Below are 13,011 nucleotides of genomic sequence, written 5' to 3'. Positions count from 1 at the left end.
ACCTCATCAAAAATTCTTCGTATTATTGTCCAATTAGAAAAACGTTAACCAAACAAAGTAAATTATCGGTTACCCACTTCATTTTCTGTTTGAACCTCTACTGGAACACGCTTACCTATTCCAAAAGCATAAAAGCTAATGACAACGATAGCCAGGAAAATAACGCCTACAATAAGTGAGATTCGTGTGTCTTCGTTGAACCACATACCGATTAGTACCATGATTAAAAAGGCAATCGTTACATAGTTTGTAACAGGCGCAAATGGCATTTTGAACGGATGATTGTCCATTTCAGCTCCTTTTGCTTTTCTGAATCGAATTTGACTAATCAGAATGACAAACCACGGAATCATACCAGGAAGTACACTTGCACTGTATACATACACGAATAAGTTTTTTGGTGCAATATAACTTAAAATAACGCCAATCGCTAAGCCAATTAACACGCCAATCGTACCAAATAAAGGCACACCATTACGGGAGACTTTTGCAAAGTATTTTGGTGCTTGTCCATTCATTCCTAGTGTATAAAGCATACGTCCTGCACTGTAAATACCACTGTTACAGCCAGACATTGCAGCTGTGATTACGACAAAGTTAATCAGCCCAGCAGCTGCTGTAATCCCAACTTTCGCAAAAGTTGCCACAAACGGGCTACCAATTGAGCTTAGTTGATCCCAAGGGTAAACAGTTACAATAACAAAAATTGCCCCAATATAGAAAATTAAAATACGCCAAATCGTACTTTGAATCGCTTTAGTTAACGTTTTTCTCGGATCTTTTGCTTCGCCAGCTGTAATCCCAATTAATTCGACACCTTGATAAGCCCCAACAACTAGTGATAGAGCAAAGAAGAACCCTGACCAGCCACCTGTAAAGAAGCCGCCATTTTCCCAAAGATTAGATAAACCGATTGCATTCCCTCCGTTACCAAATCCGAAGAAAATAAGTCCAACCCCCGCAATAATCATTAACACAATGGTAACGATTTTAATCATCGCAAACCAAAATTCAAATTCACCAAATGATTTAACAGAAATTAAATTCGCCGCACCAAGAATCACCATTGTGATGATACCTGGCACCCAAGCAGGCAGATCCGGGAACCAGTACTGCATGTATGCCCCAACCGCTATAATTTCTGACATTCCAACAATCACCCACTGGAACCAGTTACTCCATGCCGTCATATACCCTGCTAATGGGTGTATATACTTATGGCCAAATGTCGCAAATGAACCTGTACCTGGCTCTACATACAACATTTCTCCCATCGCACGCATAATGAAAAATATAAAAATTCCTGCGATTGCATAAGCAAGCATTACCGACGGACCTGTCCATTTAATCGTACTTGCTGAACCCATAAATAAACCAACACCAATTGTACCGCCTAAAGCAATCATTTGAATATGACGCGCTTCTAAACCCCTCTTTAGTTCTTTGTTTTCCACTTTATTTCCCCCTCTTGCGCTATTAAATCCCAAGCTGAACACTATACTACAATTTCTATTAGGTATCAAAATGATGCAGCAAGCGTCACTTTTTTCTCTCTTTTAAAAGCTGCCCTAAAATCATTTTCCATTTCCTATTAACCATTCGCAATAGTCGGAAAATTCACCCTATCTTCCCTTCGTCATAAAATTACAAAATTACTTATTTTATAATAATTTATCTGTCTGAAAAATACAATTATTTTTTCAGAAAATTATTATATATAAATTAATTAGAAAATAATAACTAGATTAGAAATAAACACCATTACCCGATTATTATAAAAACACTTCATCATCGTAGCAAATCTAGGTGAGTAGTTACCCATAATCGAGCTTAAGAGTAAATAGCGAACTCTAATTTCTATCTTGTAGCATAATCAGCATGAAATGAAACCTTATAAAAAAGTGTTTCGCCTTTTAATCGTAGAGTTACAAGGAAAACATAATAGAGTGAAACTTTAATCGTTGAGAGTTTTCTCCCTCATGAATCAGGCTTTTACGAGCAGTTGATTCCTAATTTAACTTCTTTGTCGTAAGAAGTGAGTCTTACTGTCCGTAAATAGCGTGATTAAAAATGTATTGACAAAATAGCATGTATTTTTTTATAATCCGTTATAATAACTTAAACAACTGTAATTTGCCATGATTTTATTTGCGATGAAGAGGAGAGTAGATGGTTAGGAGTGTATCAGAGAGCTCCCCCAAGGCTGAAAGGATGGTAACGATTGAATCATTGAAGGTGGCCTCGGAGCTTTACTTGTGAAATAGATATTTAATGTCTAAATTAGTAAGTAACAGTTGGTCCCGTTAGTATAATTTAAAAAACGAAATCCCTTCTTAAGATAAGGAATTTCATTTTTTTTATAAACAGTTTAACTTTTTTCAAAACAGTGTGACTTCCTTACAAACGTCGCGACTTTGTTTTAAAGATCATGACTTTATTTTAAATCCACAAAAGGCTAATAACATATCATTTCCAAGTACTGTGTTATGAAAAAATTAGCAGCAGGTGGTTATATAATTAACAAGAGGCTTTCGAAACAGCCCCTTTCTATTATTTTACTTCTATTGTATAATTCCCTGTTCCACTGCCATATTTATATACACTTAAATAATATTTCCCCGGATTCGCATAATAGCTTCCCATCAATTTATTTCCTTCGTACTTTGTTGCATAAGTAACATAGTTATTCAAATCTGACTCGTGATATAATACCCAATTCAATCCAAGATTTTGCTCATTCGTAACGGTAATCTGTAAATCCTTCGCTTCCCTTATATCAATTACAAAGCGATCAACTTGATCTTGATTATTTAGGCTACCTCGTAATAACGTGTTCAGAGATAGAGGGTTAGCTGTATCGAATGAATTATTTGGTTCTTTTTCTACACTAGTATCCTCCTCAGTATTCACTCCGTTAAACACAATATCATATTCAAATTGCCCAGCTGCATTGACACGGTAATTTACGAAATAAGCAGTTAATGTTTTATATCCGCTCCACTCTTTTTGCGAAAGATGTTTAAGCATCTCATTCGTTGCTTGATTCATCGCTTTCCAGTCTTCATTTTCTCCTTTTGACGTACTTCCTGTATATGTTCCTTGTAGTGTAAATGTATTAAAGAATTGTGATTTATTCTTTGTTACCTTCACATTTTTTAACTTTGCTTCATTTGTGATATCCGCCGCAACATCCGAAAGCGCTTTCAGTTTATGCCTTGCTAAATAATCATCTGATACTTGCGGAATTGTATACTTATCACGATTATTAATAAGCATTTGCATATAAGATTGGTAATCTTCATTTAATTTATTGTCTTTACTTAATGCAGAGCGATATACATCGTAGCCTGGGACATCATTTGCACGAATTAAATCATGTACTTTATCGAACATATCAGGGCGGTTATTATACATATAAGATTGCAATGCAAACGAATAGTTATAAAAATCCCACGCTCCATATTTTGCATTTAATGTTTGCTCAGCTGTGTATCGCTTAGCTGGATCATTGGATAATCCACCAATTATACTTTTTCGCGGTACAACACTATCTACTCGAGTTGAACCTGCAAAGAATTCCGCATTTCCTTCTTCAAACCAAGTCAAGCGTTCATTTTGATATAGTTCTCCTTGTCCCCATAACCCGGGCACTTCATATCTTCCTTGCAAATAGTGTGTAAATTCATGACGGAACAATTCTTCTAAACTATAAATACTCTGCTGCGGTGTACGTTCATATGTAAAGAAAGTTCCGATTCCTTCAATGTAAATTCCACCATTATTTGTTTCATAGCCGTACAATTGACGATTAAATTGATATTCATCCGGACTATTGTAAATCACCATTGTTAACATATCATCAGCATGTCCACTTTCAAGTGGCTTATCACTACCAACTGTACGATAAAATTGTGCTTTCACTTCTTTTGCTGCCCAATACAAACGTTTAATTTTCTCTTCAGTAACCTTATCTCCCGCTTTAAAGACAATTGCCCCGTCATCAAATGTATACGTTTTCGGCAAATATTTTTGCTTGCCATCTTCTCTAATTTTATCTAAATTTATTGTCTTTCCGTTTGCATCTACTCCGCCATAATTTGTAGTGATTTGTTCTGCCGCAACAAAATATTGTTGTCCTAAATATGGATAAATACGCATCGCTTCTGTAACAACTTGCTGTCCTTTTGTTGGTGTACTATGAAACTTGCCAAATCGGCTAGCATAGTAAATGCCATTATTAATTAACCATTCATTTTTATCCGTTACCGTACCAATTAGTGCAAAACGACTTACTTCATTAATAAAGCTATCGATGTTCTTATACCACATCGTATCTTTTGGTTCTTTGTCCGTAGTATACATATACGACTGAACATCATAATCAATTTCTTTCATCAAGTTATATATAGCATCACCTTTTGTCCGATCTTCAATAAACGTAGAAAGATTATCATTATATTGTTTAAGAATTCCAGCAGCATATTGAATTATTTCAACATCAGCCGACGCGCCTCCAATTAACATTCCATACGACGAAATTACTTTATTTTGTTCTGATGTACCAAGTTTAAAATTCGGGTTCTTCGCAATTGTTTTTAACGCTGGTAAACATTTGTCATGATAGCTACGCTCACTTAGTTTACTTAATTCTTGATGATAAAAGCCTAAATAAAAACCCGAGCGTATAACTTCTACTAATGTCTCAACTCCTTTTGAATCATCTTTCGTATACGTTTGACCTTGTTCTGCTAGTTTATCAATGAGTGCTTGCATACGGCTATCATCTTGATAGAATTTCAAACTATCATTATTAAACTGAAATAATTCCGGAATTTGATTCCATTTAATTGTCACAAGAAGATCGGCTAATTGTTTGTTGCTTAATTGATTCAATTCAGCCATCGAATATTTTCTTTCTTCAACTAACTGTTTAGTATTCTCTTTTGGCATTGGTGGACGCTGCGATAGTTCTGCTAACTTTAACCGTTTTGTAAATGAAGTACTTTCTTGTATGTTCGAAGAGTGTGCCAACTCATCAGGAGATTGCCTTAACCCTATCGGCTCCATTTGTAATGTATTCTTCGTATATTTCTCTTTTGTCTCTGCTTGAACTTGCAATCCATTACATGATATAGTAACAAGTCCAACGCCCAGCATCAATTTATAAAATTTCGAGTATTTCACCATGCTGTTGCCTCCTTTTTAATAGATCGAAAATTCAGACTTTTTAAAAATGAATTGTTCAATCTGTCTTTATTAAACAGCCCCCCTATTGATACTAGTAAAATTAGTGATATAATGGTAAGTCACTTTTTTACTACTAATGATACATCATACTTATTGCTTGAATTTACTTCCCCCTTCCTTTAATGTAATATAAGCAAAAACTGTGCCAATGTTATATCTTATGAATAGGCAACTATTCTTTATTAATACTGTATAATAAAATATACATAAACAATGTAGTAATGTATATTTTATTTGACATAAAACTCCCCTGTCAAAAAAGAAAAAAGCCCGCTACTGACAAATCACATAAGAACAGGGTTCTTTGAATTAGTTGCACACTTTTTTTACTTTTTTGGCAAGTTATTTCATAAAACGAATAATATATTTGTGCATCCTTTTTCACTAATCATTCCGTTTTTTCATACAAATCAATTGTATTTTTATATAAAAAATCATATTTATCTTGTAATGGTTCATCGTTTTAATGAAACGAGAAGTGTGCTGTCAGTTTTATTGACAGCACACTTTTCATTTTCTTAGAAATTGTAATAACATGTTCATCTTCTGTTCATAAACATCTCTTATTCTATAAAAGTGAAAGAAGGAACACTTATGCTTATTACATTTTTCACTTTGTTGGATTTTCCAATTCCTTATATCATTTGTGATCATCATTTTATATAAAGTGAAACTTCCATCAGTGGAAGTTTTTCTTTCCCCCCTACTGCTCAGGCACATGCCAGCAGTCAACTCCCTCCTATCTTCTGTGTTTTCTCAAAATCTTGATACGGGAGGTCTTACTTTCAAAAAATAGAACGATAAATTAGAGGTGAAAAAATATGCGCTCATTATATGCTAGATTTGTTATCATATCAGTTTTTATTATGCTGGTTAGTAGTATATTGGCATTTTTACTTACAAATGTATATTATCATGTTTATTTAAAACCATATAACAGCGAGAAAATTTTAAAATACGCACAAGAAGTAAAATATTTATATGAGAAAAATACAGAACAAAATAAAGATGGTTATTTACAGTCTATTTCTAACCTTGGCTTTGAAATTTACGTAGTAGACGATAAAAAACAAGGCAAGCAGTACGATGATAATTTCAAGAAAATGAATATTAGTAAAGAGACAATTGAACATGTATTAAAAGGAAATATATACAATGGAATTGCAACGTATCCTAATCGTTTATTTGCTACTGGCTTTTTTGATAATACACTTTTGAATAGTATTGGGATCCCTATCGAAAACAATGGTAAGGGGTATGCGCTATTTATTCGTCCGGATATTCAACAGCAATTTGGAGAATTACGTATTTTCTATGCTGTTTTATTAGGATTAATTATCATAATCAGTCTAATTTGTATCGCGATAGCTACCCGCTTTGTCGTTCGTCCTATTCAAAGATTTACACATGCGACAAAAGAGGTTGCATGTGGTAACTATGATTTAGCACTACCAGAAAATCGCCGAGATGAGATTGGAACGCTTGCAACTAGCTTTCGTAAAATGGCCAAAAGATTACGAAATTCAGAGCAGATGCGACAAGAATTTGTTTCGAATGTTTCACATGAATTTCAGTCACCATTATCATCTATTCAAGGATTTTCAAAAACATTACAAACTAATGATTTAACGAAATCTGAGCAGACACATTACCTAGAAATCATCGAATCAGAAAGTCGACGCATGTCCAGTTTATGCAAACAATTATTAATACTTGCATCACTTGATAAAGAAGATCTTACTTTACGTAAGCAATCTTTTGATCTTGGGAAGCAAATAAAAGATACTATTTTTATGCTTGAATGGGAATGGAGAACGAAAGAACTTGCAGTTGAAATGGATGTTCCCAACATGCAAATTTACGGAGACGAAAACTTGCTCCATCAAGTATGGATGAATTTATTTACCAATAGTATCAAATTTACAGAAAGCGGCGGAACGATTGCATTTGAAGCAGAAGAGCTGGAAACAGAATGGCGCATTTCGATTACTGATATGGGTATTGGTATACCTGAAAATGAAATAAAAAAAATATTTGATCGATTTCATAAAGTCGATACTGCCCGAAACAGAAATGTAAATGGAAGTGGATTAGGTCTTTCTATTGTAAAAAAAGTCATTGACCTTCATAGCGGAGCAATAACAGTGGATAGTGAACTTGGAAAAGGAACGATTTTTTCTATTTACCTTCCGAAACAACAAGAAGGGACTATTCATATGCAAAATAAAAAATAACCTGCATTCACTAAGCCTACTGAAAAAATACCTACTTTGAACAAAAAACAAAATTTTTATTAATATACAGCGATCAAAAAGAAGATAACTTCCTTTATACAATAGGGAGTTATCTTCTTTTTCTGTAACATATTTATATATAAACTGTATACCCGTCTTTTGTAACCTTTTGTTCATATTCCGTTCATATTTCCTCTTTATGATAAGAACATAGAATGAAACAAGGAGGAATGAACCTAATGTTTTTAGCACTTAAAGAATTAAAACAATCGAAATTACGGTACGGATTAATCGGCACAATCATGATGTTATTATCATTTCTTGTACTTATTATATCAGGTCTAGCAAATGGTTTATCTCATGCTAATGCCTCTTCTATTATCGAAATGAAAGCAGACAAGTTTATATTATCAAATGATGCAGAGGGTAAATTATTACGCTCCCAAATTAAGAAAGAGGATGTAGATAAAGTATTGGCACAGGTTGATGCAAAAGATGCGGTTCCAATGCATATTAAGGTCGCAACATTTGAAAAAGAAGGCAGTTCAAATAAAGTTGATGTTGCTATTTTTTCAAGTAAACAAGATTCATTCATTGCCCCAAAAGTTATTGAAGGAAAAAACGGTACTTTAGAAAACAATGAAATCATTGCTGATGAATCCATCAAGGAAAAAGGGATAAAGCTTGGAGATGAACTAGTAGATCCTGTTTCTCAAAAGGTTTTCAAAGTTGTCGGATTTACACAAAATCAAATGTTTAGTCATGCACCTGTTGTTCATATGAATGAAAATGTATGGGACAGCATTGCACTGCCACATCAAAAAGATTACAGTGTAATCGCCCTAAATACTGATAAAAAAATTGATAATGCAACAGTTGTTGATAAAAAAGAAGTACTGCAAAGTATTCCAGGTTATAAAGAAGAACAAGGAACATTAACGATGATTATTGCGTTTTTACTTGTAATTTCAGCATTATTAATTGGCGTTTTCTTCTATGTCATTACATTACAAAAAACACATCAATTAGGTGTATTAAAAGCAATCGGAACAAAAAACTCATATTTAGCAAATAGTTTAGTTGTACAGTCTATATTCTTATCTGGTGTTGCTCTTATAATCGGCATTGGCTTAATCTTTGCAGTACAGGCTGTTTTACCAGCTAGTATGCCGTTCTTATTAACAACAACAACAATCTTGCAATATGCAGGTATCTTTATCTTAATTAGTATATTCGGTACACTAATCTCTCTATATCAAGTATTAAAAGTAGATGCATTAGAAGCAATCGGAGGTGGCATGTAATGGTAACAGAATTAAAATGGGATACCCCATCGTCATTATTAAAGTTGGATCAAGTAAGTAAAGTATATGGAGAAGGAGATACAGAAGTAACAGCTTTGCACCCAATTACGTTAGATATAAAAGAAGGCGAATTTATCGGCATTGTTGGTCCGTCTGGTTCTGGGAAAAGTACATTGCTTTCCATCGCAGGTGCACTTTTATCCCCTTCTAAAGGAAATATTTATATTTCTGGTCAAAATATAACAAGCTTATCAGAAAAAGAGATGACCGATATTCGTTTAAGAAAAATCGGATTTATATTTCAATTTGCAAACCTCGTACCTTTCTTAACAGTGAAAGAACAACTCTTATATATCGCTAAGTTAAAGGGAGAAGATAAAAAAGAAGCTGGTAAACTTGCAGAACAATTGCTGAAAACTTTTGGATTATCACATCGAATGAATCATTATCCAAATCAACTTTCAGGTGGTGAAAAACAACGTGTAGCCATTGCTCGTGCATTTATGAATAATCCAGACTTAATTTTAGCTGATGAACCTACTGCTAGTCTTGACTCAAAACGTGCTAGAGAAGTAGTTGAACGAATGAAACATGAAGTTAAGAAAAATAAAAAAGCAGCAATTATGATTACACACGATGAAAAAATGCTTGATGTATGTGATCGAATTTTAATACTTCGCGATGGAAAATTACTACGAGAAAACGAAGTATAAGAACACCTGTACAATAGCGATGACCTAAAAAGACTTTCTTATCCCCTATTTAGGGGATAAGAAAGTCTTCTTTAATTAACAGCACATTTTAATTTTTTGTTTACAACATAATTGAATTCAAATGTAATAATCCAGCGAAATTCATATGTAATATTGCGTTCATATTCTATTCATAATTCTCATGTAACATGCTTTATATAAAGCAACTGACTGTTAGAAAGGAATGATGAACGTGTTAGCATCTGCTATTACATTTATTACAGCTGCACTCATTTTTTATACAATCGGAGTATGGAGTGAAAAATTTCAAGAGACATTAAAATTTTGGCATGTCATTATTTTCTGGCTTGGACTCGTATGTGATACGATCGGGACCACATTAATGGAGAAAATGGCAGAAGCAGGATCCCTGTTCAGCGTCCATGGCATAACAGGCTTATCAGCCATTTTACTTATGCTATTCCATGCTGTTTGGGCAACAATTGTGTTAATAAAAAAAGATACAAAAATGATGACAACATTCCACACACTAAGCGTTATCGTATGGTTCATTTGGCTAATTCCATATATTTCTGGACTTATATACGGAATGACAAATAGCTTTTAAATAAAGTTTCATTACCAAAAATCAACATTGCTAAAACTACCTTAGGAGGTATATGATGAAAAAGTTATATAATGCAGCATTCACTTATTTAATTATCGGTTTATTATCAGGTATATTCGCGAGAGAATATGCAAAAGCGCAAGGAATTCAAGGTACTACTCTACTGAACCTGTTGCACACACATGTGTTAGTTCTTGGATTTTTATTCTTCTTAATTGCCTTAGCCCTATCAAAATCATTTGCATTCCATGAAGCAAAAAGTTTTAACATGTGGTTCATCGTCTATAATATAGGATTGGTTTTAACAGTTGCTTCAATGGCGGCCCGTGGACTTCTTCAAATACATGGAACCGATTTTAATGGATTAAGTCATATGACAGGAATGTCTCATTCTATCATCGGTGTCGGTCTTGTTTGGTTTATGATTCTATTAAAAAAATCATACAAAGGATAAAAGGAGGTAAAACATGAACTTAGCTGTTCTATCAAGTATTATTGCTCTTTGTATGGCTGTTGGAATGATGTTTCTTCGCTTAAAATCAGCAAAAAAACCTATAACACTTAAAAAAATTATACTCCCGCCAATTTTTATGAGTACGGGAGCATCCATGTACTTCTTACCAGAATTCCGATTAACAACAACAGAAATTCTAGAAGCAGTTATCGTTGGTTTATTTTTCTCTATTTTTCTTATTAAAACGTCAAAATTTGAAATACGTGGAAAAGACATCTATTTAATACCTTCTAAAGCATTTATATTTATTTTAGTCGGTTTACTTGTTGTCCGTATTGCTTTCAAATCATATTTAAGTCAATCAATTGATTTAGGACAATTAAGCGGCATGTTCTTCTTACTCGCTTTTGCGATGATCGTCTCTTGGAGAATTGGGATGTACCGTTCGTTTATGAAATTGCAGCGGGAAATGCAGTTTGTAGGCAAAGGTCTTTAATTGAAAAAGCACATTTCTAATGTTGGATGCTGTTTCTTAGCTCTTACAAAATGATTCATTATAGCTTTGAAAGAAATTTAATTTAAATTTCTTTCAAAGCTATATTTATTACTTCTTGTTCAGTTTTTTGGTTCTGTATAGATAAAATGTAAAAAAGTAGCGAGATAAGCGACTAAAAAAGCAGTACCACCGCTATAAAAATGTTGGTACTGCTATATAGAGTAACAAATGTTATATTAATTAGAACGTACTTGCTACTTTAACAGCCATTTCAAGCCCTGCAGCAATAATTTCTTCTGCTTTATCAGGGAACTGATTGTGACCTTCAATCACTACTTTCTCCATATCTTTTACACCAAAGAAGCTCATCATACTTGCTACATATTTAACAGCCATTTCCATTTGAGCTTTTGGTCCTTCAGAATATACACCACCACTTGCGTTTAACAATGCAATTTTCTTATTTCCAATAAGACCTACTGGACCTTCTGGCGTATATTTAAATGTTTTGCCCGCACGATTTAAGTAATCAATATATGTGTGTAGTATAGCTGGGATTGTCAAATTCCATAACGGGAAACCAAATACAACTTTATCAGCTGCAAGGAATTGCTCTAAATATTTATCAGCAACAGCTACAGCCTTTGCTTCTTCTGTTGTTAAATCAAGTCCTCTACTAGCCTTAAATGTACCATTAATCATATCTACTCCTACATATGGCAATTCTTCCTTGTATAAATCAAGCTCTACTACTGTATCATTTGGATGTGATTCTTTGTAGCTCGCTAAAAAAGCCTCGTATAATTTTACACTAACTGATTGGTTTGCCGGGCGATTGTTTGCTTTTACAAATAAAACTGTTGTCATTCTCTGTTTCTCCTGTTACTTACTCTTACGTTGTTATATATTCACTAAAAACCGCGTTATATTGCCTTTACAATATCTTTTTAAAACTATACTCCATTTCTCCACCTAGCGCTTCAGCTGTATCACCAGTTTCTCTGAAATCATGTGTATGAATTTCTTCAAACGGCTCAAAATTTACTTGTTTATAAAATTCATAACAAGGGAATCCATCATGTGCACCTTCAATATGGACAGTGCCATCTTTTTTGACCTGTACGGTTAATAGGTAGTCAACGGGAGGTGCATATACATTTAATGGATTGCTAGCACTCGCACTCATTTGAAATTTGACGTCATCAGAATTCCATACAATATCAATACACAAAATATTTTCTGTACTAGCTTTTCCTGTTCTTTTATTAACGGAACCATCTGAAGTTGTAACCCTTTCTGTGGTTATACCTGTATTTCCATATGTGAAAATTTCTTTTTTGTAAAAATCTACAACTACTTCTTGTTCAATTCTGGAACGCATAGCGTTTACAGCATAAGGTGTAAATTCACGTGAGTCACCTTCAAATTGGATCACATTGCCCGTTTGAATGTCCTTCTTAGGCTCAGTCCAAGACATTGGAATAAATACGCTTGCTCTAATTTTAACGATACTAGTCATGAGACACACCTCTGTAATTCTAATTTTTTTTGGGTAATACAGAAAAACCTTGAGCAAAACAAATCGCAATTTCTTTCGCATATTCAATTGTTTTTTCTTTAATATTTTCTGCTTTTGATTTAAATAGTGACATTCTTCTGATTCATATTTATATCTAGATTATTATTTTAAAACTGTATTCCATTTCTCCAGCTAGTGCTGCTGGAGTGTCACCAGTTTTTCTGAAATCATGTGTATATATTAACTCAAATGGACCAAAATCTGTTTGCTTATAAAATTCATAGCAAGGGAACCCATCATGGGAACCTTCAATATGCGCAACACCACTTTTATTAACACGTATTGTTAATATTACATAGTATTTCAAAATGGACTCTTTTTATCTATCATGGAATACGGGTTAACACGATATTTTTAATCAAACTTTATTTTAAATC

Annotated in this window: 10 protein-coding genes and 1 pseudogene; 6 read left to right on the top strand and 5 right to left on the bottom strand. The window is 33.7% G+C overall.

What is annotated here, in order from left to right:
- Positions 1-62: 62 nt before the first annotated feature.
- Together C564_RS0109845 and C564_RS0109840 are read right to left on the bottom strand one after the other, a co-directional pair.
- On the bottom strand, positions 63-1,454 hold the full coding sequence (locus C564_RS0109845) for an amino acid permease (RefSeq protein WP_018765203.1): 1,392 nt from the start codon (positions 1,452-1,454) through the stop codon (positions 63-65).
- Positions 1,455-2,550: 1,096 nt separating this feature from the next.
- Positions 2,551-5,187, bottom strand: coding sequence for a collagenase ColA (locus tag C564_RS0109840; protein ID WP_018765202.1), 2,637 nt, complete (start codon positions 5,185-5,187; stop codon positions 2,551-2,553).
- Positions 5,188-6,068: 881 nt separating this feature from the next.
- Between C564_RS0109840 and C564_RS0109830 the strand changes: the two genes are divergently transcribed.
- From C564_RS0109830 to C564_RS0109805, 6 genes are all read left to right on the top strand, one after another.
- Entirely contained in the window at positions 6,069-7,481 is a 1,413-nt protein-coding gene (locus C564_RS0109830) for a sensor histidine kinase (RefSeq protein ID WP_018765200.1), read from the top strand.
- 239 nt (positions 7,482-7,720) lie between these two features.
- Positions 7,721-8,785: an ABC transporter permease gene (locus C564_RS0109825; protein ID WP_018765199.1), complete on the top strand. Its 1,065-nt coding sequence runs from the start codon at positions 7,721-7,723 to the stop codon at positions 8,783-8,785.
- The gene (locus tag C564_RS0109820) at positions 8,785-9,498 is read left to right on the top strand and encodes an ABC transporter ATP-binding protein (RefSeq protein WP_003199354.1); all 714 of its coding nucleotides are present in this window, start codon (positions 8,785-8,787) and stop codon (positions 9,496-9,498) included. Before C564_RS0109825 ends, C564_RS0109820 begins: the two co-directional genes overlap by 1 nt.
- A 232-nt stretch (positions 9,499-9,730) precedes the next feature.
- Positions 9,731-10,105: an HsmA family protein gene (locus C564_RS0109815; RefSeq protein ID WP_018765198.1), complete on the top strand. Its 375-nt coding sequence runs from the start codon at positions 9,731-9,733 to the stop codon at positions 10,103-10,105.
- A 55-nt stretch (positions 10,106-10,160) separates the two neighbouring features.
- Positions 10,161-10,559, top strand: coding sequence for a DUF2871 domain-containing protein (locus C564_RS0109810; protein WP_018765197.1), 399 nt, complete (start codon positions 10,161-10,163; stop codon positions 10,557-10,559).
- A gap of 13 nt (positions 10,560-10,572) precedes the next feature.
- The gene (locus C564_RS0109805) at positions 10,573-11,055 is read left to right on the top strand and encodes a CcdC family protein (protein WP_018765196.1); all 483 of its coding nucleotides are present in this window, start codon (positions 10,573-10,575) and stop codon (positions 11,053-11,055) included.
- 240 nt (positions 11,056-11,295) lie between these two features.
- Here the strand turns inward: C564_RS0109805 and C564_RS0109800 are convergent, their stop codons facing one another.
- The 3 genes and pseudogenes from C564_RS0109800 to C564_RS0109785 all read right to left on the bottom strand — a co-directional run.
- Complete coding sequence (locus C564_RS0109800) at positions 11,296-11,922, bottom strand: FMN-dependent NADH-azoreductase (protein ID WP_018765195.1); 627 nt, start codon at positions 11,920-11,922, stop codon at positions 11,296-11,298.
- Between the two features lie 67 nt (positions 11,923-11,989).
- Positions 11,990-12,574 (bottom strand): DUF3238 domain-containing protein, encoded by a 585-nt coding sequence (locus C564_RS0109795; RefSeq protein WP_003199348.1) that lies wholly within the window; start codon positions 12,572-12,574, stop codon positions 11,990-11,992.
- A gap of 154 nt (positions 12,575-12,728) precedes the next feature.
- Positions 12,729-12,926: pseudogene (locus C564_RS0109785) on the bottom strand (DUF3238 domain-containing protein); the annotation flags it as partial.
- Positions 12,927-13,011 lie beyond the last annotated feature (85 nt).

Source organism: Bacillus sp. 105MF, from assembly GCF_000374885.1.
Lineage (GTDB): Bacteria > Bacillota > Bacilli > Bacillales > Bacillaceae_G > Bacillus_A > Bacillus_A pseudomycoides.
The sequence above is the reverse complement of the archived record's forward strand: the minus strand, read 5'-3'. Positions and strand labels throughout refer to the sequence as shown.

Coding starts and splice junctions, on each gene's coding strand:
- C564_RS0109840 (WP_018765202.1), bottom strand. CDS start 5,187: ATGGTGAAATACTCGAAATTTTATAAATTGATGCTGGGCGTTGGACTT.
- C564_RS0109830 (WP_018765200.1), top strand. CDS start 6,069: ATGCGCTCATTATATGCTAGATTTGTTATCATATCAGTTTTTATTATG.
- C564_RS0109825 (WP_018765199.1), top strand. CDS start 7,721: ATGTTTTTAGCACTTAAAGAATTAAAACAATCGAAATTACGGTACGGA.
- C564_RS0109820 (WP_003199354.1), top strand. CDS start 8,785: ATGGTAACAGAATTAAAATGGGATACCCCATCGTCATTATTAAAGTTG.
- C564_RS0109810 (WP_018765197.1), top strand. CDS start 10,161: ATGAAAAAGTTATATAATGCAGCATTCACTTATTTAATTATCGGTTTA.
- C564_RS0109805 (WP_018765196.1), top strand. CDS start 10,573: ATGAACTTAGCTGTTCTATCAAGTATTATTGCTCTTTGTATGGCTGTT.
- C564_RS0109800 (WP_018765195.1), bottom strand. CDS start 11,922: ATGACAACAGTTTTATTTGTAAAAGCAAACAATCGCCCGGCAAACCAA.
- C564_RS0109795 (WP_003199348.1), bottom strand. CDS start 12,574: ATGACTAGTATCGTTAAAATTAGAGCAAGCGTATTTATTCCAATGTCT.